Origin of the sequence: Paraburkholderia ultramafica (assembly GCF_902859915.1) — a bacterium.
Taxonomy (GTDB): Bacteria; Pseudomonadota; Gammaproteobacteria; order Burkholderiales; family Burkholderiaceae; genus Paraburkholderia; species Paraburkholderia ultramafica.
This window is the reverse complement of record NZ_CADIKK010000024.1, coordinates 22,228-44,219: the sequence shown is the minus strand read 5'-3', so window position 1 is coordinate 44,219 and position 21,992 is coordinate 22,228. Positions and strand designations below refer to the sequence as shown.

Annotated in this window: 22 protein-coding genes; 11 read left to right on the top strand and 11 right to left on the bottom strand. The window is 63.2% G+C overall.

All coding sequences use genetic code 11. The annotated features are described in order from the left end of the window. Nucleotides 1-3: 3 nt before the first annotated feature. Complete coding sequence (locus HV744_RS23705; RefSeq protein WP_175151830.1) at nt 4-1,518, bottom strand: sugar ABC transporter ATP-binding protein; 1,515 nt, start codon at nt 1,516-1,518, stop codon at nt 4-6. Nucleotides 1,519-1,813: 295 nt separating this feature from the next. Between HV744_RS23705 and HV744_RS23700 the strand changes: the two genes are divergently transcribed. From HV744_RS23700 to HV744_RS23675, 6 genes are all read left to right on the top strand, one after another. After that, a complete protein-coding gene (locus HV744_RS23700; RefSeq protein ID WP_175151829.1) occupies nt 1,814-2,515 on the top strand; it encodes a TetR/AcrR family transcriptional regulator in 702 nt (233 codons plus the stop codon). Next, the gene (locus HV744_RS23695; protein WP_175151828.1) at nt 2,512-3,483 is read left to right on the top strand and encodes an HlyD family secretion protein; all 972 of its coding nucleotides are present in this window, start codon (nt 2,512-2,514) and stop codon (nt 3,481-3,483) included. Before HV744_RS23700 ends, HV744_RS23695 begins: the two co-directional genes overlap by 4 nt. After that, on the top strand, nt 3,480-4,424 hold the full coding sequence (locus HV744_RS23690) for an ABC transporter ATP-binding protein (protein ID WP_175151827.1): 945 nt from the start codon (nt 3,480-3,482) through the stop codon (nt 4,422-4,424). The genes HV744_RS23695 and HV744_RS23690 overlap by 4 nt, the downstream gene beginning before the upstream one ends. Next, complete coding sequence (locus HV744_RS23685; protein ID WP_175151826.1) at nt 4,421-5,563, top strand: ABC transporter permease; 1,143 nt, start codon at nt 4,421-4,423, stop codon at nt 5,561-5,563. The genes HV744_RS23690 and HV744_RS23685 overlap by 4 nt, the downstream gene beginning before the upstream one ends. A gap of 9 nt (nt 5,564-5,572) precedes the next feature. Then, complete coding sequence (locus HV744_RS23680; protein ID WP_175151825.1) at nt 5,573-7,042, top strand: efflux transporter outer membrane subunit; 1,470 nt, start codon at nt 5,573-5,575, stop codon at nt 7,040-7,042. Nucleotides 7,043-7,136: 94 nt separating this feature from the next. After that, on the top strand, nt 7,137-8,282 hold the full coding sequence (locus HV744_RS23675) for an alpha-hydroxy acid oxidase (protein WP_175151824.1): 1,146 nt from the start codon (nt 7,137-7,139) through the stop codon (nt 8,280-8,282). A gap of 52 nt (nt 8,283-8,334) precedes the next feature. Here the strand turns inward: HV744_RS23675 and otsA are convergent, their stop codons facing one another. Continuing rightward, nucleotides 8,335-9,762 carry an alpha,alpha-trehalose-phosphate synthase (UDP-forming) gene (otsA, locus tag HV744_RS23670; protein ID WP_175151823.1) on the bottom strand — a complete coding sequence of 476 codons (1,428 nt, stop codon included), beginning with the start codon at nt 9,760-9,762 and terminating at the stop codon, nt 8,335-8,337. A 119-nt stretch (nt 9,763-9,881) separates the two neighbouring features. Further along, nucleotides 9,882-10,046, bottom strand: a complete 165-nt coding sequence (locus tag HV744_RS23665) for an FmdB family zinc ribbon protein (RefSeq protein WP_175151822.1) — start codon at nt 10,044-10,046, stop codon at nt 9,882-9,884. Nucleotides 10,047-10,287: 241 nt separating this feature from the next. Here HV744_RS23665 and HV744_RS23660 point away from each other — a divergent pair, with 241 nt between their 5' ends. Then, the gene (locus HV744_RS23660; RefSeq protein WP_175151821.1) at nt 10,288-10,773 is read left to right on the top strand and encodes an adenosine-specific kinase; all 486 of its coding nucleotides are present in this window, start codon (nt 10,288-10,290) and stop codon (nt 10,771-10,773) included. Between the two features lie 40 nt (nt 10,774-10,813). Then, nucleotides 10,814-11,734 carry an ATP adenylyltransferase family protein gene (locus HV744_RS23655; RefSeq protein WP_175151820.1) on the top strand — a complete coding sequence of 307 codons (921 nt, stop codon included), beginning with the start codon at nt 10,814-10,816 and terminating at the stop codon, nt 11,732-11,734. 67 nt (nt 11,735-11,801) lie between these two features. Here the strand turns inward: HV744_RS23655 and HV744_RS23650 are convergent, their stop codons facing one another. Beyond that, the gene (locus tag HV744_RS23650; protein ID WP_175151819.1) at nt 11,802-12,623 is read right to left on the bottom strand and encodes a DUF4377 domain-containing protein; all 822 of its coding nucleotides are present in this window, start codon (nt 12,621-12,623) and stop codon (nt 11,802-11,804) included. 236 nt (nt 12,624-12,859) lie between these two features. On the opposite strand from HV744_RS23650, the gene HV744_RS23645 reads away from it, so the two are divergent. Next, a complete protein-coding gene (locus tag HV744_RS23645; protein ID WP_246279166.1) occupies nt 12,860-13,372 on the top strand; it encodes a GNAT family N-acetyltransferase in 513 nt (170 codons plus the stop codon). 80 nt (nt 13,373-13,452) lie between these two features. Here the strand turns inward: HV744_RS23645 and HV744_RS23640 are convergent, their stop codons facing one another. After that, on the bottom strand, nt 13,453-15,378 hold the full coding sequence (locus HV744_RS23640) for a potassium transporter Kup (protein WP_175151818.1): 1,926 nt from the start codon (nt 15,376-15,378) through the stop codon (nt 13,453-13,455). Between the two features lie 446 nt (nt 15,379-15,824). Then, nucleotides 15,825-16,295: a transporter substrate-binding domain-containing protein gene (locus HV744_RS23635; RefSeq protein WP_281363668.1), complete on the bottom strand. Its 471-nt coding sequence runs from the start codon at nt 16,293-16,295 to the stop codon at nt 15,825-15,827. 101 nt (nt 16,296-16,396) lie between these two features. On the opposite strand from HV744_RS23635, the gene HV744_RS23630 reads away from it, so the two are divergent. Then, on the top strand, nt 16,397-16,843 hold the full coding sequence (locus HV744_RS23630; protein WP_175151817.1) for an SRPBCC family protein: 447 nt from the start codon (nt 16,397-16,399) through the stop codon (nt 16,841-16,843). Nucleotides 16,844-16,933: 90 nt separating this feature from the next. Here HV744_RS23630 and HV744_RS23625 read toward each other — a convergent pair whose 3' ends face one another. From HV744_RS23625 to HV744_RS23605, 5 genes are all read right to left on the bottom strand, one after another. Beyond that, a complete protein-coding gene (locus tag HV744_RS23625; protein ID WP_175151816.1) occupies nt 16,934-17,350 on the bottom strand; it encodes a DUF1801 domain-containing protein in 417 nt (138 codons plus the stop codon). 117 nt (nt 17,351-17,467) lie between these two features. Continuing rightward, nucleotides 17,468-17,995, bottom strand: coding sequence for an SRPBCC family protein (locus HV744_RS23620; RefSeq protein ID WP_175151815.1), 528 nt, complete (start codon nt 17,993-17,995; stop codon nt 17,468-17,470). Next, nucleotides 17,992-18,327: an ArsR/SmtB family transcription factor gene (locus HV744_RS23615; RefSeq protein WP_175151814.1), complete on the bottom strand. Its 336-nt coding sequence runs from the start codon at nt 18,325-18,327 to the stop codon at nt 17,992-17,994. The genes HV744_RS23620 and HV744_RS23615 overlap by 4 nt, the downstream gene beginning before the upstream one ends. Before the next feature lie 469 nt (nt 18,328-18,796). Next, complete coding sequence (locus tag HV744_RS23610) at nt 18,797-19,384, bottom strand: hypothetical protein (RefSeq protein ID WP_175151813.1); 588 nt, start codon at nt 19,382-19,384, stop codon at nt 18,797-18,799. Nucleotides 19,385-19,795: 411 nt separating this feature from the next. Next, on the bottom strand, nt 19,796-20,710 hold the full coding sequence (locus HV744_RS23605; protein ID WP_175151812.1) for a LysR substrate-binding domain-containing protein: 915 nt from the start codon (nt 20,708-20,710) through the stop codon (nt 19,796-19,798). 151 nt (nt 20,711-20,861) lie between these two features. Here HV744_RS23605 and gtdA point away from each other — a divergent pair, with 151 nt between their 5' ends. Further along, nucleotides 20,862-21,908, top strand: a complete 1,047-nt coding sequence (gtdA, locus tag HV744_RS23600; RefSeq protein ID WP_175151811.1) for a gentisate 1,2-dioxygenase — start codon at nt 20,862-20,864, stop codon at nt 21,906-21,908. Nucleotides 21,909-21,992: the final 84 nt, after the last annotated feature.

The following is a 21,992-nucleotide window of genomic DNA, read 5'->3' as shown; positions in this document are numbered from 1 at the left end:
GGCTCACGCCGCCGTTTTCAAGGTTTCACGCTGCGTCGCCAGATGCATGATGCGCTCCTGCGTCGCTTCTTTGGCTGACAGTTCGCCGGTAATACGGCCCTCGCACATCACGATCACGCGGTCGCTCATGCGCAGGATTTCCGGCAGCTCCGACGAGATCATCACGACCGCCTTGCCTTCCTCGGCGAGCGAGCGCAGCAGCTTGTAGATTTCATTCTTGGCGCCGACGTCGATACCGCGCGTCGGCTCGTCGAAAAAGAGCACGTCGCAGTTGCGCTCCAACCACTTCGCAATCACGATTTTCTGCTGATTGCCGCCCGACAGAAGCCGCACCTGCTGCGCCGCTGAGGGCGTTCGAATGGCGAGCAGATTGATGAAATGGCTGGCTGTCCGGCGTATCTGCGCGCGGCGCAAGAAGAAGTTGAACGCGAGAAACTTGCGCAAGTTGGACATGACGATGTTCGATTCGACGTCCATGCCGGTCGCCAGGCCGAAGCGTTTGCGGTCTTCCGACAGATAGCCGATCCCGCGCGCCACCGCGTCGCTCGGCTGTCTGATGGTCGCCTTGACGCCTTTCACGATAATCTCGCCGGATTCGATCGGATCGGCGCCGAACACCGCTCGCGCGACCTCGGTGCGGCCGGCACCCATCAAGCCAGCAAAGCCCAATATCTCGCCTTTGCGCAGCGCGAAGCTAACGTCCCTGACCAACGGCCCGGCGTTCAGATTTTTGACTTCGAGTGCGACCTCGCCCTCGTCCCCGGCGCTGTGCGAAGGCGCGACATCGGTCAAGGTTCGCCCGACCATCATGCCGATGATCGCTTCGACGCTGGTGTCCCCGGCGGTGACGGTGGCCACATATTCGCCGTCACGCATCACGGTGACGCGGTCGGCAATCTGCTTCAGCTCATCCATCTTGTGCGAGATATAGATGACGCCGACACCCCGGCTCTTCAGTTCGCGGATGATGCGGAACAGCTCGGCGATTTCGGCGTCGTTGAGCGCCGAGGTGGGCTCGTCCATGATCAGCACGCGCGAATCGAACGACAAAGCCTTGGCGATCTCGACCATCTGCTGCCGCGCGACGGTGAGGCTGCCGACCACGGCGCGCGGGTCGAGATTCACATGCATGCGGGCAAAAATGTCGCGCGCCTGCGCATTGAGCCTGTCTTCGTCGAGGAACAGCCCGAGGCGCCCGCGCGGCTCGCGGCCGATGAACATGTTCTGGGCGACGCTCAGGTGATTCATCAGTTGGAGTTCCTGATGAATGATACCGACGCCCACGGCCTGCGCGTCACGCGGGCTCAGGAACTCGACCGGCTGGCCGTCATAGAGGATTTCGCCCGAATCCCGGGTGTACACCCCGGCGAGGATTTTCATCAGTGTCGACTTGCCGGCGCCGTTCTCGCCCATCAGCGCATGGACTTCCCCCGCCATGAGCTCGAACTGCACTTCGTGAAGCGCCCTCACGCCGGGAAAGCTCTTGTTGAGCCTTTTGACGGAAATGAGCGGGGTCACGGCGCGGATCTGACGGCAATTCCGCGGCGGCCGCCGGCCTCATTGCGAGAGGCGGGTGGCCAGGGCGCCGGGCGCCGCACGCTTGCGTGACTGAAATCGCAAAGAGAAACCAGACACATTGCTGGGCCCCATAATCGATGTGCCACGATTTTACGATGCCGGCCAGCCGTGGCTCAAGCCCAGGCATTCCCCAGTGTCGAGGGCAACGGTACGGATTCCCGACCTGTGCACGTTCTCGGCGCGCTTTCCCAACTAATGAACTTGATTTAACTAACTCATCAATTAGACTGGATCGATGAACCCGACTTCGTCCACTGTGGCGAAACTCCGTGGGCGCCGACGCGCTGTCGCCGACGTCGACGTGCGCGAGCACATGCTCGACTGCGCCACGCAGCTGTTCGCGCAGCAGGGCATCGCCGCCACCACGATGGCGCAGATTGCCGCCGCGGCCGGCGTGACGTCGGCGATGGTCCACTACTACTTCACGAACCGTGAAAAGCTGCTGGACGCCGTGGTCGACGAGCGCATCGTGCTCTGCGTGCAGTTTGTCTGGCGTGTCGGCGAAGGGGATGCCGGTGAGGATCCGTTTGCGCTCGTGCACGGCCTGGTCGGACGCCTGTTCGACGTCACGGCGCGCATGCCGTGGCTGCCGCCGCTGTGGCTGCGCGAAATCGTCAATGAAGGCGGCATGCTGCGCGAGCGGATGCTCAAACGCATCCCGGTCGAACAGACGATGCGCTTCGCAACCCGCATCGGTGCTGCGCAGCAGCATGGCATCGTCAATCCGGCCATCGAACCGAGGTTGCTGTTCATGTCGATTCTTGCGCTTGTGATGCTGCCGCTCGCCACGTCGAAAATCTGGCACAGCGTGCGTGGATTGCCGAAGCCCGATCCAGAGGCATTGCGCCGCCACGTCACCGCGCTGCTGACGCACGGCATGCAGCCGCCGCGCGCGGCGGCAACGCGGCGGCGGCCGGCTGCAAGGAGCAAGCCATGATCCGCTTGCGCTTCCTGTCCGCACGGTTGCTGGCCTGCGCCACGGCGGGCGCGCTCGCGCTCGCCGGCTGCGGGCGCGAGCCAAACGATCGCTGGCAGGGCTACGTCGAGGGCGAATTCGTCTATCTGGCGTCGTCGCAGTCCGGCACGCTCGAGCAGTTGTCGGTGCAGCGCGGGCAAACCGTTGCCGCCGCCGCGCCGGTCTTCGCGCTCGAATCGGTCAACGAAACCGCCGCGCTGCAACAGGCGCAGCAGCAGCTTGCCGCGGCGCGCGCGCAGCTGACCGACATCCTGAGCGGCAAGCGTCCGCCCGAGGTCAACGTGACGAAGGCGCAACTCGCCCAGGCGAGCGCGAACGCACGCAAAGCCGCGTTGCAACTGACGCGCGACGAGGCCCAGTTCCGCGCCGGCGGCATCCCGAAGGGCCAGCTCGACGACTCGCGTGCTCAAGCGGATTCGACAGCGGCCCAGGTTCGCGAGCTGACGAACCAGGTCGCCGTCGCCAACCTGCCCGGCCGCTCCCAGCAGATCGTCGCGCAACAGGCGCAGGTCAGCGCGGCGCAGGCCGCCGTCGATCAGGCGCAATGGAAGCTCGACCAGAAACGGGGGGCCGCGCCAAGCGCGGGGCTCGTGCACGACACGCTATACCGGCTCGGGGAATGGGTGCAGGCGGGCAATCCGATCGTGCAGATGCTGCCGCCGCAAAACGTGAAGGTGCGCTTCTTCGTGCAGGAATCCGTCGTCGGCACGCTCAGCACAGGCCGCGCCGTCGTCATTCGTTGCGATGGCTGCACGGGCGACGTGTCCGCGAAGATCACCTTTATTTCCAACCAGGCGGAGTACACGCCCCCTGTCATCTACAGCAATGAGACCCGCGCGAAGCTCGTCTTCATGGTCGAGGCGCATCCATCGGTCGCCGACGCGCCGAAGCTGCGTCCCGGACAGCCGGTCCAGGTGAGGCTGCAATGAACCCGGGCGCAGCCGACTACGCGATCGATGTGCGCGCGCTCAACAAGCACTTCGGCGAAAAGCATGTGGTGCGCGACCTGTCGATGCGGGTCGGCCGTGGCGAAATCTTCGGCTTTCTGGGGCCGAACGGCAGCGGCAAGACGACCTCCATCCGCCTGATGTGCGGTCTGCTCACGCCGGACTCGGGCAGCGGCGCCTGCCTCGGCTACGACATCATCCGCGAGAGCGCGCAGATCAAGCGGCATGTCGGCTACATGACGCAGCGCTTCTCCTACTGGGAGGATCTGTCGATCCGCGAAAACCTCGACTTTGTCGCGCGGGTCTATCAGATGGCCGACCGCAAGCAAGCCGTCGAACGCTCGCTCGAATCGCTCGGGCTCGCGACCCGCGCGAACCAGCTGACGGGCTCGCTATCGGGCGGCTGGAAACAGCGGCTCGCGCTCGCCGCCTGCATGCTGCACGAGCCGCAATTGCTGCTGCTCGACGAGCCGACCGCCGGTGTCGATCCGAATGCGCGCCGCGAGTTCTGGGAAGAACTGCACCGGCTCGCGGCCAACGGCATTTCGGTGCTGGTCAGCACGCATTACATGGACGAAGCCGAGCGCTGTCACAAACTCGCGTACATCTCATACGGCCAGTTGCTTGCGCAGGGCAGCGCAGCGGAGGTGATCGAGTCGCAAGACCTCGCGACGTGGATGATCGAAGGCGAGCATCTGGCCGAACTGTCCGAGCGCCTGAGCAGCATGCCGGGCGTCGATCAAACCGTCGTGTTCGGCTCGGCGCTGCATGTCAGCGGCAGCGATCATCAGGCGCTCGAGGCCACGCTTCGGACGATCGGCGCGGACAAGACGCTGCGCGTCGCGCCGATCGCAACCAGTCTCGAAGACGTGTTCATCTTCCTCATGAAGCGCTCGTCCGATAACTACGGAGCCAAGCCGTGAGCGAGCGTTCCGCGTTCTCACTGTCGCGGTGGTGGAGCATCGTGCTCAAGGAGTTCCTGCAGTTGCGGCGCGACCGCGTCACCGCCGCGATGATCGTCGGCATACCGATCATCCAGCTCACGCTGTTTGGCTTTGCGATCAACACGGACCCGAAGCATCTGCCGACCGCCGTCATCATTGCCGATCAAAGCCCGTTCTCGCGCAGCTTCGTCGCGGCGCTGGAAAACTCGGCCTACTTCAACATCATCGAGACTTTGCCAGACGAGGAGGCGGGGCACCGTGCGCTCGCGCGGGGCGACGTGCAATTCGTGTTGAGCGTGCCGGTCGATTTTTCGCGCCGGCTGTTGCGCGGCGAACGTCCGTCGCTGCTTGTGGAAGCGGACGCGACCGATCCCGTCGCGACCGGCTCGGCGCTGAGCGCGCTGTCCGGCCTTGTCCAGAGCGTGGCGGACAAGGATCTGACCGGGCCGCTCGCGTATCTGAATGGGCGCCCGGCCGCGTTCGACGTGCTGGTTCATCGCCTGTACAACCCCGAGGGCATCACCCAGTACAACGTCGTGCCGGGTCTGATGGGCGTGATCCTGACGATGACGATGGTGATGATGACGGGGCTCTCGGTCACCCGAGAACGTGAGCGCGGCACGATGGAAAATCTGCTGGCTACACCGGTGCGGCCTCTCGAAGTAATGACCGGCAAGATCGTGCCCTACGTGCTGATCGGCCTGATCCAGGTCACGATCATCCTCGCCGCAGCGCTGTTCGTGTTTCATGTGCCATTCGAAGGCAGCCCGCTCGCGATCTATGTGTCGGCACTGCTCTTTATCGCGGCGAACCTGACCGTGGGCATCACGCTGTCTTCGCTCGCGCAGAATCAGCTGCAAGGCATGCAGCTGACCTTCTTCTACTTTCTGCCGAGCATCCTGCTGTCAGGCTTTCTGTTTCCGTTTGCCGGCATGCCCAAATGGGCGCAGTACATTGGCAACCTGCTGCCGCTCACGTACTTCACGCGGCTCGTGCGCGGCATCCTGCTCAAAGGCGTCGGCTGGTCCGACATGTGGCCGTCGATCTGGCCGCTCGGCGTCTTCACAGTCGTCGTGATGGGTATCGCACTGCGCTTTTACCGGCGCACGCTGGACTAGGAGCGATCGATGCAGCCGCTCACCCGTACCGCGGTCATCGCGCTATGCTGCGGCGCGCTGGGCAGCTGCGCGGTCGGACCGGACTTCCACACCCCGGCGGCGCCGGATACGCCGAGCTATACACGCGCTCCGCAACCGGCATCGACGGTCGCCGCGAGCGGCGCGGCGGGCGTCGCGCAGTCGTTCGAAACGGTCGATCATGCGCCGCTTACGTGGTGGACGCAGTTTCAGTCCGACGCGCTCAACCAGTTGGTGAGCGACGCGCTGCAGCACAGCCCGACGCTCGAACAAGCGCGTGCAAGGCTGACCGAAGCGCAGGAAAACTACAACGCGCAGGCAGGCGCCACCCTGTTCCCGAGCGTGGATGCAAAGATTTCGGGGACGCGGCAGAAGATCGATCTCGCCGCGTTCGGCATCACGAGCGTGCCGAATCCCGGACCGTTCACGCTGTATAACGCGTCGGTGAGCGTGTCGTACGTACTCGACGTATTCGGCGGCAACCGGCGCGCGCTCGAAGCAACGATGGCGCAAGTCGACTATCAGGCATTCGAACTCGACGCGGCCCGGCTCACGCTCGCCGGCAACGTCGTCTCCACCGCGATCCGGCGCGCGTCGGTGCAGCGGCAGATCGAGCTGACCGGGCAAATCGCGGACGCGCAGGCGCAGCAGCTCGCGATCACCGAACGCCGCTACGCGGCCGGCGGCGCGTCGGAGTTCGACGTACGCAGCCAGCGCACGCTGCTCGCACAGACCCGCGCGACGTTGCCGCCGCTCGCGACACAACTCGCGCAGGCCGACCATCAGCTCGCGATCCTGACCGGCGTGGCGCCCGCGAATGCGCAGTTCGGAGACATCGCACTCGATGCGCTGCATCTGCCGGACACCGTGCCGCTCACGCTGCCGTCGACGCTCGCGCGCGAGCGGCCCGACATCCGCGCGTCGGAAGCGCTGCTGCATCAGGCGAGCGCGAATGTAGGGGTCGCGACGGCGAACCTGTATCCGCAGTTTTCATTCTCGGCCGGCATCGGCTCGGAACGCACCCGCATTGAAGACGTCGTGAACGGACTGAACATCTGGAACATCGGCTTCAACCTCATGCAGCCGATATTTCACGGCGGCGAGCTTCATGCGAAGAAACGCGCCGCGGCTGCCGCTTACGAAGCGGCACTGGCCGACTATCGGCAGACGGTGCTCCTGGCGTTGCAGCAGGTTGCCGACACGCTGCGCGCGCTGGAAAACGATGCGCGCGAACTGCAGGCGCGCGACGAAGCCGCGCGGCAGGCACAGGCCAACGTGGCGATCGTGCAGTCGCAGTATGCCGCCGGCGGCGTCAGCCAGTTCGCGCTGATCGACACGCAACGGCAAGCATTGCAGACGACGCTCGACCGGACCCGGGCGCAAGCGGACCGGTTCGCGGACACGGCGGCGCTGTTTCAGGCACTAGGCGGCACGCCGTTGCCAGCCGGCGCGCAACCGTAGCAGCAGGTCTGAACTTTGCCCGGGAATTCCCTGAATACCGAACAGCGGTCGCGAGAACGTACACTCGCCGTTGTTCCCCGCCCTGAGAGAGACCGTGCCCGTCATCACCTGTATCGAGGATTTACGCGTGCTTGCCCAACGGCGCGTGCCGCGCATGTTCTACGACTACGCCGACAGCGGCTCGTGGACCGAGAGCACGTACCGCGCGAATGAAAGCGACTTCCAGCGCCTGAAGCTGCGTCAGCGCGTGGCGGTCAACATGGCGGGCCGCAGCACGCGCACCGAAATGGCGGGTCAGGCGGTCGCGATGCCCGTAGCGCTCGCGCCGACGGGGTTGACCGGCATGCAGCATGCCGACGGCGAAATCCTCGCCGCACGCGCGGCGGAAAAATTCGGTGTCCCATTCACCTTGTCCACGATGAGCATCTGCTCGATCGAGGACGTGGCCGCCCACACCACCCAGCCGTTCTGGTTCCAGCTGTATGTGATGCGCGACCGCGACTTCGTCGTGCGGCTGATCGAGCGGGCGCGCGCCGCGCATTGCAGCGCGTTGATGCTGACGCTGGACCTGCAGATCCTCGGCCAGCGTCACAAGGACATCAGGAACGGGCTGTCGGCGCCACCCAAACTGACGCCCGCCAACCTCGCCAATCTGGTGACCAAACCGCGCTGGTGCTTCGGCATGCTCGGCACCCGGCGGCGTACCTTCGGCAACATCGTCGGTCATGCGAAGGGGGTGGGCGATCTGTCGTCGCTGAGTTCGTGGACCGCCGAGCAGTTCGACCCCGCGCTCAGCTGGGCCGACGTCGAATGGATCAAGAAGCTGTGGGGCGGCAAACTGATTCTGAAAGGCATCATGGATGTCGAAGATGCGCGCCTTGCAGCCGATAGCGGCGCCGACGCGCTGATCGTCTCCAACCATGGAGGCCGTCAGCTCGACGGAGCGCCTTCTTCGATCTCGGTGCTCCCCGAGATCGCACGCGAGGTCGGGGAGCGCATCGAGGTGTGGATGGATGGCGGCATCCGCAGCGGACAGGACGTGCTGAAAGCCGTTGCGCTCGGCGCCAGGGGCACCTTGATCGGCCGCAGCTTCCTTTACGGCCTGGGCGCGCTGGGAGAGGCGGGTGTCACCCAGTGCCTGCAGATCATCCAGAAGGAACTGGACCTCACGATGGCCTTTTGCGGCCACACCGACATCCGTCAGGTGAACGAGCGGATTTTGTTGCCTGAGCGGCGTTGATCATCGGGGTTCAGAAGCGGCGCCGGGCGCGACGCCGGGCGCTGGACGGTGTTCAGCGCGACGTACGGCGCATGCCGGTCGCCGCCTCTTCCTGCTGCCCGCAATCGTCCAACGCTTGCAGATACGTCGAACTCCACCAGTGCACATCGAACTTGCGGATTCGCTGCAGCAGCGCTTCATGCCGGTTGATCCGCTCGTCGAGCGACATCGTTAGCGCCCGCTGGATGGCCTGCGCGGTTCCCTGCGTGTCGTAGGGGTTAACAAGCAGCGCTTCCTTCAATTGCTCCGCGGCGCCTGCAAAGCGCGACAACACCAGCATGCCCGGGTCGGTGGAGTCCTGTGCGGCGATGAATTCTTTCGCGACCAGGTTCATGCCGTCGCGCAACGGCGTGACGAGCGCCACCCGACTCGCGCGGTACAGACCCGGCAATCGCTTGCGGGCCACGTTGCGATGAATGTAGCGCACCGGCATCCAGTCCAGTTCACCGAAGTCGCCATTGATCGCACCGCACAGGCTATCCATTTGACGCCGCAGATCGTCGTAGGCGCCGACGTCCTCCCGGCTCGGCGACGCGATCTGGATCAGCGTCGCACTATCGCGGTTTTCCGGGTAGAAGGTCAGCAGTTCGCGGAACGCATGGACGCGTTGCGGCAACCCCTTCGAGTAGTCCAGCCGATCGACGCCCACCAGCAACCGCCGCCGCGAATACTCCTCGCGCATCCGCACGAACATGTCGCGCCCGTCCTTCGAGTCGGCAAGACGAATGAAATCGTCGACGTCGATGCCGATCGGATAGGCGCCGACCCGCAACGTTCGATTGAAGGCCCGCAGGCGATCCGGACTCAACCGTTGTGCCTGCGCTTCCGATTCGACGTAGTGAGAAAAATGCGTGAGGTCGGCGTCGCTCTGGAAGCCCACCAGATCGTAGGCAAACAGCGAGCGCATCAGCCATTCGTGTTCCGGAATCGCGGCCATGATCAGCGGCGGCGGCATCGGAATATGCAGGAAGAAGCCGATACGGTTCTCACATCCCATCGCGCGCAACTCCGCCGCGAGAGGGATCAGCTGATAGTCGTGAACCCAGATGAGATCGTCCGGCTTCAGCAGCGGCAGCAACCTGTAGGCGAATAACTGGTTGACCCGCCGATAGCCCGCGGCGAATCGCGTGTCGAAATTGGCCAGATCCAGCCGGTAGTGGAATACCGGCCACAAGACATCGTTGGCATAGCCCAGGTAGTAGGTGTCGTGGTCTTCGCGGCTCAGATCGAGTGTCGCCAGCGTGACGTCGCCGGCCGTCTGCACATGAACTTCGCCATGGCCGGCTGTTGCGGCATCCGCCGCTTCGAGGATCTTGCCACTCCAGCCAAACCAGAGCCCGCCGGTCTGCTGCAGGCTCTCCCTTAACGCTACCGCGAGTCCGCCGGCCGCGGGCTTGCGAGGATCGGCAGTGCGATTCGAGACGACGACTAGACGACTCATGGGGTCCGTGGGCTGCTGAGTTCACGTGGAGTTCACATGGAATCCACCGTCCGGACGCCAGGGGTCAGTGCCGGCAGTTAATCATCCACTCCATGAACAGATTGGCGCGCCGCAAGCTATCAGCTCTTTTTCGTCGTCCTGGCGATGAATGGCGTCGGTACGTGCTGACACGTCTCGCTTCCGCACTTCGGGCAACGCGGTTGGGCGCTCTGGTGTTCGGCGAGATGTTCGGCGTGCTCGAACAGATGGCCGCACTTCTCGCAACGATATTGGTAAGTCGGCATTTGTAGTTCTCCAACACGAATCCGCCTGGCAGCACCGCTATGACTCGCCAGCGCTGGCCGGTACGGTAGGGTGAAAAGTCAATTCTAGTGCAGGAATGCACAGGCATGCGTGCGCGGTTCGTACTAGGCTTGATTATGTACGGCCAAGGCGATCGCCGTCCGGCGAAACGTGAACCAACGTTCACCTGCTGGCGAAAGCCGTCACTCCCCACTATTCCTGCGGCACCGAGCGAGGTTCGATATGCAGCTGCTTACGGTAACTATCGTCAAACCTGAAGAGATGAACTTCATCCTGGGGCAAAGCCACTTCATCAAATCTGTCGAGGATCTGCACGAGGCAATGGTCGGTACGGTTCCGGGCATCAAGTTTGGCCTGGCGTTTTGTGAAGCATCAGGCAAGCGCCTGGTGCGCCGGTCCGGCACCGACGCCGGCCTGGTCGAGTTGGCCTGCCAGAATGCCACGGCCATCGGTGCGGGCCACAGCTTCGTGATTTTTCTCGGCGACGGCTTTTACCCGGTCAATGTTCTGAACGCGGTAAAGGCTGTGCCGGAGGTATGCCGGATATTCTGTGCGACCGCAAACCCCACCCAGGTTCTGGTTGCCGAGACCGACCAGGGGCGCGGCATCCTGGGTGTGGTTGACGGGCTCCCGCCGCTCGGCGTCGAAACCGGGGAGGACGTTCAATGGCGTAAGGATCTGTTGCGCGCCATCGGGTACAAAGCGTAGGTGCATTGGCTTTTCGCGCGGCCCGCGTGTCCATCGCACCATGGAACATTTACGCCTGCGGCCCGGCACCCTGTGGCCGGCCATACTGCGTCAGACCGAGCATGCGCTGCAGCGCGGCGCACTGCGGCCGATCGAGACAGTTCAGACGGTGCTCGAAGAACGCGGCATAGGCTTTGTCGTGCGCCAGGTCTCCAGCCTCGCACGCAAGGAGAAAGCCCGGCAGACGCACAAGGCCGAGGCAGGCACGCGCAGCGCGGTGAATCCGTTCCTTCCTTACGACCCCGACCTCTTCGTGGCCGATCTCTCGGACACTCACGTCGCCTTGCTCAACAAGTACAACGTCATCGACCATCATCTGCTGATCGTCACGCGTTGCTTCAAACCGCAGGAAGCGCTGCTCGAGTTGGCGGACTTTGCCGCGTTGACCGCGGCCATGCCGGAATTCGACGGCCTGGGCTTCTACAATGGCGGCGCGGAATCCGGCGCGAGTCAACGGCACAAGCATTTGCAGATCGTGCCGCTGCCGCTCGGCGAAGCAGGCCCGCCGCTGCCCATTGAATCGGTTCTTGAGCCTGACTGCATGGATGAGCCGATCGGCACGGTGCCCGGCCTGCCCTTTCTGCACGCGTTCGCCCGTCTGGAACTGGCTCCAGCCGGCTCGCGGCATCCGGCACACGCCGCGCTCGATTGCTACCACGCGTTGCTCGCAGCTGCCGGCCTGAGCGCAGTCGAGGTGGATGGCGAACTGCATCAGTCGGCGCCGTACAACTTGCTGGTCACCCGCCGATGGATGCTGCTCGTCCCCAGACATTCGGAATGCGTCGAGGGCATTTCAGTGAATGCGCTGGGGTTTGCCGGATCGCTCTTCGTGCGCGACGAAGCGCAGTTGGAAGTCGTCAAAAGGCTCGGCCCGATGTCCGTGCTGCAACGCGTCGCGCTCCCTGTCGCCGCGGGTCGATGAGGCTCATCCGCATAGCGGTTGCGCTTCACGGCTGAACCTCATCGTCATCGGAATTGCCAGAGCGCGCTCACTTCGAGACCTTTTCCGACTCGACCACGAGGTCCAGCACGTAAGCGGTGGAAGGCGCGTCGGCCGGCGGGTTTTTGACCGCGTAGCGCTTCACGCGCAGGACGTTGCGGATGGCCGGCGTGTGGGTATAACCCTCGATGTTCTGATACAGCGGTTGCCATGCGCCAGGCGTGCCGGCAGGCAGACCTTGCTCGTCGAAGTGGCGTTCGCGCACCAGCAGGCACTCCTTGCCGGGAATCAGTGGATGACTGCATGGCACGGTTTGCGCGGCCACTTCCAGGAATGCCGTTTCTCCGGGGCCGCCGAACCGCGTCTGCGCGGTGGGCACGCCAGTGAAACTCAACGTGTCGCCACGGTCCGTGACCAGTTGCAGGTGCGGGGCGTTGCCGCCGGATTGCAGGCCCAGTTTGAGGCTGCCTTGCAGGCGCTGGGCGATGGCGTCGTCGAGCGCCGCGAGGGCGGCATCCGGACAGGCCATCATGGTGCGGATCATCGGGCCCATCTGCAGGCGCCCGCTCGTGATGCTGTAGCCGCCGCCCATGACGTTGCAGCTGTTGACCACGTTCAGCCGGTCAGCGCTGAAATCCAGCTGCACCGGCTGGCCCGCGCGGACGAACAACGCGTCGATGCGCTTGCCTGCGCTGTCGGTGGCGTTGTTGAGCTGCCAGTGATACTGGCCGAGCAGGCTGGTGTCGGTCGCCGCGGCTGTGCTGGTGGCAGTGGCGGTTGAAGAGGCGGAACCTGTCGCCGGCGGTGTTTGCGAACAGGCTGCAAAGGCGAGTGGCAGCAGCAGCGACAGTGACAGCACGCGGCATTTCATGGCGATACCTCCGTGAGAGTTGTCGGTTCAATGCGCTTGCAAATGCTGCACAGGAAGCGCGGCGTCAAATCCGGTAGCCGTCTTTGGGAAGGTCCGTGAGTCCTTGTTGCGCCATTTCAGTATATCGGCAAGCTATCGGCAAACGCGTTGACGGCTGTTCGTCGCGGCGTGCCTTGCGTGACTGCAAGTTTGCATGGGCCGCCCTCCGTTTCACCAACACATCGTAACGTGACATCGTGAGCAGCGGCAGTTCCGGTGACGGCTCTCGTGCGTTCTGGTGCAAATGGGCTGCGGATGAGTATTTGCTATTGATCGGGATACCGTATCAAGCTGGAAGCACTGTATTTCCAGAGCACATGCTCGACGGCATCGCGCGGTTCACAGAGAAGCCAGGCGCGCGAGTTCTAGTGGCCTTGTCCGAACGCGACGAGCTCATGGGCGGCGTCGTCTACTTCGGCGATATGGCTCAATATGGATCGGGCGGAACTGCAACCTCGGTGCAAAACGCGTCAGGGATTCGCCTGCCAGGCGTCGATCCCGCGTTTCGCAACACGGGGGCAGGCAAGGCGCTGACACTTGCGTGCATCGAGCTTGCTCGCCAAAGCGGGCATTCGCAGGTGATCCTCCACACAACCAAGGCCATGCAGCTCGCCTGGGGTATGTATGAGAAGCTGGGTTTCGCGCGTTCCGAAGACCTCGACTTTTCCCAGCAGGGGCTACAGGTTTATGGATTCAGACTCACGCTCTGATGATGCCTGGCGGAACGCCGGGTCGACGACGTTCGCGAGCGTTCACAACGGCCGATTGTGCGATGGACTCGGTCGGTACCTCAGATTTCCACGCGCGCGCCCAGTTCGATCACCCGATGGGCTGGCAGCTTGAGATAGGCCGCGACGTTGCCGACGTTGTGCAGCATGACCGAGAACAGACGCTCGCGCCACATTGCCATGCCACTGTCACGCGTAGGCACCACGGTCGCGCGGCTAAGGAAATAGGAAGTCTCCGCCGGCTCGAAGCTGAGGCCATACGCCTTGCAGATATTAAGTGCGCGTGGCAAATCGACTTCATCCATGAAACCATACGTGATCGTGATCTGATAGCAGTCCGAGTCCAGAGGGTGCACGCTCACGCGCTCACTCTCGGGAACCCACGGTATCTCCTTGTTGTTCACAGTCACGAAAACGACGCGTTTGTGTAGCACGCGGTTGTGCATCAGATTGTTGATCAGCGAATGCGGCACGCCGTCAGGTTCGGCCGACAGAAAGATCGCCGTGCCGCCGACTCGCGGCGGTGCGCCGGCCAGCAGCGTCGCCAGATAGGGCTTGAGTGGCAGCGTCCCGGCCCTCACGCGCGCTTCGGCACGCATCATCTCCCAGCCTCGCCCCCAGGTCGCCATGATCGTGTAGATAATCAGCCCGACCAGAAGCGGGAACCAGCCGCCCTGCATGATCTTCAGCAAGTTCGCGGAGAAGAACGACGCGTCGATCACGAAAAAGAATCCGGTCGCAAACACGCAAAGCAGCCAGTTGTAATGCCAGGCGTAGCGAATCACGAAGAACGTCAGGAGTGTCGTGATCAGCATCGTGCCAGTGACGGCGATACCATACGCGGAGCCGAGCGCCGTCGATGAGCCGAAGCCGACCACTGCGGCCACGACGGCAGCCAGTAACGTCCAGTTGATTCCGGGTACGTAGATTTGCCCCATTTCCCTTGCCGACGTGTAGACGACGTTCATGCGCGGCAGGAACCCGAGCTGCATCGCCTGCTTCGTCATCGAATACGTACCGGAGATCACGGCTTGGGATGCGATCACGGTCGCGACCGTCGACAGCGCAATCATCGGATACAGCGCCCATTGCGGGAACATTCTGTAGAACGGATTCTGCAGCGCGCCTGGCTCGGCAAGCAGCAACGCGCCCTGCCCCAGATAGTTCAACGCGAGCGCGGGAAACACCAGGCCGAACCACGTCAGCCGGATCGGCCCGGCGCCGAAATGGCCCATGTCGGCATACAGCGCTTCCGCGCCTGTCAACGACAAAACGACGGCACCCAGCGCAACGAAGGCCAGCCACCTGTGATGGAGGCAAAACGCCAGCCCTGTGAGCGGATCGAGCGCGATCAGTATCACGGGCGCCCGCATCATGTTGATGACGCCCACCACGGCAAGCACGATGAACCAGAGCACCATCACCGGCCCGAACACGATACCGATACCGGCTGTGCCGCGCTTCTGCATCAGGAACAACGTGACCAGCGCCGCGAGCGTCACTGGGATCACACAGGTCTTCAGAAACGGCGCGGCGACCTCCAGTCCTTCGACCGCGCTCAGCACCGAGATCGCCGGCGTGATCACACTGTCGCCATAGAAGAGCGCCGCGCCCATGATGCCGACACCCAGCAACGTACGGCGCAAGCGCGGCCGCGTAACGACCGACGACGCGGCCAGCGCCAGCAGTGCCATGATGCCGCCCTCGCCATGATTGTTCGCGCGCAGAATCAACGCCACGTATTTGAGCGAGACGACGACGATCAGCGACCAGACGATCAGCGACACGATGCCGACCACGTTCAGCGCATTGAGCGACAGCCCGTTGGCTGGATCGAACACCGTCTGCAGCGTATACAACGGGCTGGTGCCGATGTCTCCATACACGACGCCCAACGCCGCAAGCGCGAGTGCGGGCATCGCCGGACGGTGATGCCCGCTCCCGCCGGAATGGCCCGCGTCGGGCACGGCGGAAACTGACTGGCTCATGTCTCACTCCAGTTTGGCGCTCTCGTGGTGCCAGCTACGCGACAGACGGCTGCGCGTGCGAGGCGGCCATCACGCTGAACGCTGCGCCGAATTGTTCTGATGTTTCACGTATCCTGTCGTTCGCGGACGTGACTTGTCTCCTGGCCTGAAAGACCGGATGCCACTCATTCAACATATACCATCGGCCATTGCGTATCGAATGAATTGAGCATCAGGTCATAGCGCAGGTTCGGAGCGGTCAGATTGCAGCCCGGACGCCCACGCATACGAGGCGCGATCAACATTACACAAACCTTTCCATGGGATAGGCTCGCGTGCCGCGCCGACGCATTGGGGATGTATGCTGGTGAGGGGATCGGAGCAGCCAATATGTTTAATTCGTTTCCCCATTCCATTCCGATTCCCGGCGCCCGGCTCGCCGCTCGATCGCGTGAGCCGGGCCGGCTTCACTGGCCGTAGACGTCGAAGTCGAAATACTTTTTCGCGATCCTGTCGTACGTGCCGTCCGCACGCGCGTCGGCGATCGCCTTGTCGATCTTCGCCTTCAGGTCGGTATCTTCCTTGCGCAAACCGATCGCCGTGCCGCTGCCGAGCGTCTTCGCATCGTAAAGCGCATTGCCGGCAAAACTGAAGTCCTTGCCTCGCGGCGTCCCCAGGAAACCGACGTCGGCCTGCACAGCGTTCTGCAGCGATGCGTCGATACGGCCGGCGATCAGGTCCGTGTACACGAGATCCTGATCCTGATAAGACACGATCGTCGCACCATGCGCGTGGCGCATTTCGACACACCGTCGTGCCACCTGCGCCTGCAAGTTTCCAGCGACTGAAATAGCGCCGGCGCACGACCAAAGTCGCAGCAAAGCAGACGAACCTGCACGCGTGGTGAAAACCCGTGCTAAATAGCGGATGAGACCCATCGACACCCATGGGTTTTCCCTAGCCGCAACGATGTCGATACCCGCGCTACCGATTCGTCGTAGAAGTACATCCAACTTCTCCAGTGAAAGGCGAGCACATCATGACTACCGGAACCATTCGTCTCCACCGCGTCTTGCGCGCCACTCCCGAGCGCATCTATCGGGCCTTCCTCGAACCCGATGCGATAGCGAAGTGGCTGCCTCCGTACGGGTTCACCTGCCAGGTGCACCACATGGATGCCCGCGTCGGCGGCACCTACAAGATGTCTTTCCGCAACTTCAGCACCGGCCATAGCCACTCGTTCGGCGGCGAGTACGACGAACTGGTGCCGTTCGAGAAAATCCGCTACTCCGACCGGTTCGACGACCCGAACCTGCCTGGCCAGATGCACGCCACCATTTCATTGCGGCAGGTGTCCTGCGGAACCGAACTCGCGATCGTGCAGGAAGGCGTGCCCGAGGTCATTCCTGTGGAGATGTGCTATCTCGGCTGGCAGGAGTCGCTGGTTCAGCTGGCGAAGCTGGTCGAGCCCGAGATCCCCGACTGACTAAGCCGGCACAGGCAAGCGCTGCGTTGCTCGAAGTGCGTCCATTTACGGGGCGCTTCGGGCAGCGGGGCGTCGCTCACGTGCCGTAACCTACCTTGCTCGCCCTGACTTTGCCTTTGCGCCGGACGTATTGACGGCGATCGCCGCACGGATGAGCGTCTTGAACGCGCCCGCGTCGACCTCCTCCCCTTCGTGGATGTCAATCGCGCGCCTGACATTGCCGTCGAGGCTCGCGTTGAAGAGCCTCGACGGGTCCTTCAACGACGCACCCTTCGCGAAGGTCAGCTTCACGACCGACTTGTACGACTCGCCGGTGCAGATGATCCCGTCGTGCGACCAGGTGGGCGTGCCCATCCACTTCCACTCCTCCACGACATCCGGGTCCGCCTCCTTGATGAGCGTGCGCATCCTGCTCAAGGTCTCCCCGCGCCAGTCTCCAAGCTCGGCGATTCTGTTGTCGATCAGCTCGGATGCCGGCTGGCCGTCGGTCGAATCCGACTTTTTCATGTTGTCCTCCTAAGTTTCCAGACTCTTCCGGAATTCGAGGCAAGCCCTTCCCTGCGCTCGGGGAGTTGGGCGTCGTCACCTTCTTCACCGCACCCTCGCCTTCGCCGCGCTCCGGCTTCAAAGACCAAATCGCTTCGCGTACTCGGCGTTCAGGCGCGGCCAATCGAATTTCATCGCTTCGCCACCGACGATACGTCCGATCGGCTCATCGGCAACGAACCGATCGAGCACGTCGAGGCAGATGTGCCAGCCGGCTGCACCCATCGAGATGAAGCCGCGATCGATGTTGTGCCAGAGCGTGAGACGCGTGCCGTCGCTGAGCGGGTCAAGCTTCCATCGAAGATCATTGTCGCCCCAGCGGTACTCGAGCAGCTTCGGCGCGTCGGCGCGCGTCACTTGCGTCTCCGAGATCTGCGGCGTCGGCGTTCCGACTGTCGAAAGCTTGACGGGGCCGACCGAAGCGAGACTCCGGTCGGCATCGAAGGGCGCCCATTCACGCAGACTGGCCGGGTCGGTCAATGCTTTCCAGACTTTCTCCGGCGGATGGCGCAGTTCGCGCACGAGCACGAGTGTCCACTTTTCTCCATCCTTTCTGACTTCGGCGCCGGCGGCCGGGCCCGGCATGTATTCGTCACGGTTGCTCATCGTTTCTTCCCCTTGCGGCGTGGTACAGAATCCATCTGATCGAGATGGCGCTCGAGAGCGTCGAGGTGGACCGACCAGAATCGGCGGAACGGAGCGAGCCAGGCGTCTATCTCCATCAGCGGTTCCGGTTTGATCCGGTATAGACGCCGCTGCGCATCGACGCGCGCTTCCACGAAGCCGGCCTCTCGCAGCACTCGCAGGTGCTTTGAAACCGAGGGCTGCGAGAGCTTGAGCTTCTCCTCGATTTCACCCACGGACTGCTCGGAGGCTGCGAGCAGACTCAGGATGGCGCGGCGGCTCGGCTCGGCGATGATGGCGAATGTCGATTCCATTGTTCTTATATACCTCGCTAGGTATATTCATGTCAAGCCATGCGCATGCAGGTGGCGCCATCGGGCGTGTGGTCCTTCAGGACTCCGTTGCTCGGTAAGGTGATGAGTGCGTTACTTACTGCGCGCGAACATTTGGACAGATGGGTCTGAGTAGTGCTGCAATGATCATTGCAGCAATCGTCGTGGCTCGGGTCAAGCGCTGGCGGCAACAATGGGAGCTGCGTCAGCTGCGGTTGCGGGTGGTCGATGCAGCGAGCGACTGATTCCGCATTGCGGCTCGGCCTTGCGCCGAGGCAGAAGAGGCTTCTGGGGAGGACACCAGCGCCGAGCAACGGGAGCTCGTGCTCGACATTGGCTTACGCCGCGGCCGCGATGCCGCACACAATCCAGCACAAGGCCCGTCGCCGAGCTCGTCACGCTCCCAGGATAACCGGGAAGTCGTGATTTATTCCGACACCCTACCTGGCAGCTAACCCCGCGCCCGGTCGATCGCGCCAATAGCCAACTCCCGCGCAAGGTCCGCGTATAACTCGGCCCACTTGCCTAGCAAGGTAGAGTCGTCGGTCAGGAAAAGCGGGTGCTCGGCCCAGGCACTGACGTCCGTACCTTTCCAGGCCATTTCGAATATGCGCAAATCCTCATCCTCGCTGACGCCGATATCGACCAACTCGCGGAACGAGGCCAGTTTGCAGAGAGGCACCTCAGGGGCCGCGGCGCCATGGATAACAGCCAGCGCGCCAGTTGCTCGCTGTCGCGCATCGTCGCGGCTGGCGGCAATCAGGAACACCACGCTTTCGTCGTGGCTGTTACCGAACACGGCCCGATACAGTGAGGTCTTGCAGCGATAGCTCAGTTGCGTGCCCATAGTCGCCTCAGCTCCCGAAACCTGTTCGTCATTCCGACCGATCGCCTGAGTGCCGCTTTTGCGTGTCTCGACTCGCCGCTTGCGATCGCGGTATCTATCGCTGCTCCAGTACACGTACACACCGCACACGACCAGGCAGATCAGCGCGAGTACGCCGACGCCCCCAAGTACTACCAGATCGGCGTTCGCCATATCAGGCCTCCTTCAGACTCGCATGTGCTTCGTATGCCATTTCCGGGATCATCCCGGCAGGCTCGGGCAGGAGCTGGAGTCTCATCTCACACACTCCCGACCGGGAGGCGCCTCGTTCCCTGTGACGATCACGCGGTCGAGCACTCCGCTACACCCCGTCCCTGTCAGCCCGGCGTTCTGTACGACCGGACTTCGCGGCATCCCATCCATCCGGATACGGCGGCCCCGCCCGGCACTTCGAGCGGTTCCGCGCGTGAGCCAACGAAGATCGGCGGCGAATTGGTCTGCGCCCATAATCCGCGTTGCCATGATCGTGTGAGCGAAGGGACGATGAGCCGAGTATCGAACGGCAGCCGCTATTGATCAACAGAGCACACTTCTCTATTGACCAATCCGTCCGGCTATAGGACGCTATTTGGCCTCGGCGCAAGCCCGCAAGCTCTCCACGGCAACCGCAACTGCCAGCCGTTTGACACTTTCCGGCCGCCAGTACATCGACACCGAGCCGAAACCCGCCAGTTCGATCGGCAAAATGCACAGCAGGTTGAGCCGCTCGAAACGCAGCGCCGCGCGATGCGATGCAACGCCCACCAGATCGGTATGGTTCAACAACGTCAGATTCAGGATTGACGAGTTCGACTCCACACAATGGCTGGGCATGGTCCGTCCCGCGGCAGCCAGCGCAGTCTGAAATGCGTTGTGCACCGGCGTGCCTTGCGGCCAGACGATCCACGGATACGCGAGCAGATCGTCCCAGTCCGGCGCGTCCTCGCGCGCCAACGGATGCTGCGGCCGGGAAACGAAGTTGATCGGTTCCGTGTAGAGCGTTTCGGAACTGATCTGCGGGTCTGGGATTCCCGGCGCCGAGCGGCCTACGACGATGTCCAGTTCGCCCCGGACGAGTTGCGGCATCAGCAGGTTCATCGTGCTTTCGATGAGCCGCACCTGCGCCCGGGGCATCTGCTGCAACAGCCGGGCGACGGCCAGCGGCACCGTATCCGCGGCCGACACCCCGGACGTGCCGATCGTGACGAGACCGCTGCCGCCGTCGCGCAACGCCAGCATGTCGTCGCGTGCGGTATCGAGACTCGCTTCGATGCGCCGCGCGTGCTCGATCAGCGATTCGCCGTACGGCGTCGGTCGCAGTCCACGCGCGTGCCGTTCGAACAGCGGCAACTCCATGTCCTCTTCCAGCTCCCTGAGCCATTTTGACAACGCGGGCTGCGTCGTATTCAGCAAGGCCGCTGACTGGCTGAGATTGCCGGTTTCAGCAAGGCTGAGCAGCACTTGCAGATGCCGCAGACGCAGGCGGTGGGTCCAGTCCATCGAGTCTCCAGCGAAGGTATATCAAAAAACATATGGATTAGATGTTTTTGCCATTTTACATGGCATGCCGGGAAGCCTATAAATGACGCATAAAATCGACCACGCCGGCAGGCACGGCAAAACGCCCGGCTGCCAGATCAAGGAGACATCAATGTCCGTCAGTGTCCCGAACGAGCAACGCTCGGCCTATTACGAACAGATCGCCAGCCAGCGGATGGCGCCGTTGTGGGAGTCCCTGCACAACCTCGTGCCGAAGCAGCCGAAACCGCAAGCACAAGCCGCCATCTGGAAGTACGCGCAAGTGCGCGACCTGGTGATGCAGGCTGGTGCGGTCATCAGCGCCGAGGAAGCGATACGCCGCGTGCTGGTGCTGGAAAACCCTGGACTGCCGGGCAAGTCCAGCATGACCCCGAACCTCTATGCCGGCCTGCAGTTGATCCTGCCCGGTGAGATCGCGCCGAGCCACCGTCATACGCAGTCCGCGCTGCGCTTCATCGTCGAAGGCCGTGGGGCATGGACCGCCGTGAACGGCGAACGCACGACGATGCACCCCGGCGACTTCATCATCACGCCGTCCTGGACGTGGCACGACCACGGCAACCCGTCGGTGGAAGAAGGCGGCGAGCCGGTCGTCTGGCTGGATGGCCTGGACATTCCGCTGGTCGGCACGCTGGACGCCGGCTTTGCGGAGAACTATCCGGAAGCGACGCAGCCGGTCATGCGCCCCGAAGGCGACAGCTTTGCGCGCTTCGGCCACAACATGGTGCCGGTCCGCCACCGCGTCACGGACCCGACCTCGCCCGTGTTCAGCTACCCGTATGCACGCAGCCGCGAAGCGTTGGACACCCTCTACCGCAACGGCGAACTCGATGCGTGGGACGGCGTGAAGCTGCGCTATGTGAACCCGGCTACCGGCGGCTGGCCGATGCCGACCATGGCGACGTTCATGCAGTACCTGCCGCCCGGCTTCCAGGGGAAGACCTACCGCAGCACCGACTCCACCGTCTACTGCGTCGTCGAGGGACGCGGCACGGCGCACATCGGCGACGCGGTCTTTTCCTTCGAGCAGCACGACGTCTTCGTTGTCCCGTCATGGCAGCCGGTGCAACTCGCGGCAAGCAGCGAGAGCGTGCTCTTCAGCTATTCGGACCGGCCCGTGCTCGCCGCGCTGAACCTGTTGCGCGAAGAGCGCATCTGAGCGCGCGAAGAGCACTGCGCTGGAGCGTGTCGAACCGGCGCGCTCCAGTTCCCACCCTTACCCTGAACTTGTGAGTCAATCACC

Coding starts and splice junctions, on each gene's coding strand:
- HV744_RS23690 (WP_175151827.1), top strand. CDS start 3,480: ATGAACCCGGGCGCAGCCGACTACGCGATCGATGTGCGCGCGCTCAAC.
- HV744_RS23605 (WP_175151812.1), bottom strand. CDS start 20,710: ATGGACTGGACCCACCGCCTGCGTCTGCGGCATCTGCAAGTGCTGCTC.
- HV744_RS23620 (WP_175151815.1), bottom strand. CDS start 17,995: ATGAGCAACCGTGACGAATACATGCCGGGCCCGGCCGCCGGCGCCGAA.
- HV744_RS23615 (WP_175151814.1), bottom strand. CDS start 18,327: ATGGAATCGACATTCGCCATCATCGCCGAGCCGAGCCGCCGCGCCATC.
- HV744_RS23640 (WP_175151818.1), bottom strand. CDS start 15,378: ATGAGCCAGTCAGTTTCCGCCGTGCCCGACGCGGGCCATTCCGGCGGG.
- otsA (WP_175151823.1), bottom strand. CDS start 9,762: ATGAGTCGTCTAGTCGTCGTCTCGAATCGCACTGCCGATCCTCGCAAG.
- HV744_RS23665 (WP_175151822.1), bottom strand. CDS start 10,046: ATGCCGACTTACCAATATCGTTGCGAGAAGTGCGGCCATCTGTTCGAG.
- HV744_RS23610 (WP_175151813.1), bottom strand. CDS start 19,384: ATGGCGAACGCCGATCTGGTAGTACTTGGGGGCGTCGGCGTACTCGCG.
- HV744_RS23630 (WP_175151817.1), top strand. CDS start 16,397: ATGACTACCGGAACCATTCGTCTCCACCGCGTCTTGCGCGCCACTCCC.
- HV744_RS23680 (WP_175151825.1), top strand. CDS start 5,573: ATGCAGCCGCTCACCCGTACCGCGGTCATCGCGCTATGCTGCGGCGCG.
- HV744_RS23635 (WP_281363668.1), bottom strand. CDS start 16,295: ATGGGTCTCATCCGCTATTTAGCACGGGTTTTCACCACGCGTGCAGGT.
- HV744_RS23655 (WP_175151820.1), top strand. CDS start 10,814: ATGGAACATTTACGCCTGCGGCCCGGCACCCTGTGGCCGGCCATACTG.
- HV744_RS23650 (WP_175151819.1), bottom strand. CDS start 12,623: ATGAAATGCCGCGTGCTGTCACTGTCGCTGCTGCTGCCACTCGCCTTT.
- HV744_RS23625 (WP_175151816.1), bottom strand. CDS start 17,350: ATGAAAAAGTCGGATTCGACCGACGGCCAGCCGGCATCCGAGCTGATC.
- HV744_RS23660 (WP_175151821.1), top strand. CDS start 10,288: ATGCAGCTGCTTACGGTAACTATCGTCAAACCTGAAGAGATGAACTTC.
- HV744_RS23700 (WP_175151829.1), top strand. CDS start 1,814: ATGAACCCGACTTCGTCCACTGTGGCGAAACTCCGTGGGCGCCGACGC.
- gtdA (WP_175151811.1), top strand. CDS start 20,862: ATGTCCGTCAGTGTCCCGAACGAGCAACGCTCGGCCTATTACGAACAG.
- HV744_RS23695 (WP_175151828.1), top strand. CDS start 2,512: ATGATCCGCTTGCGCTTCCTGTCCGCACGGTTGCTGGCCTGCGCCACG.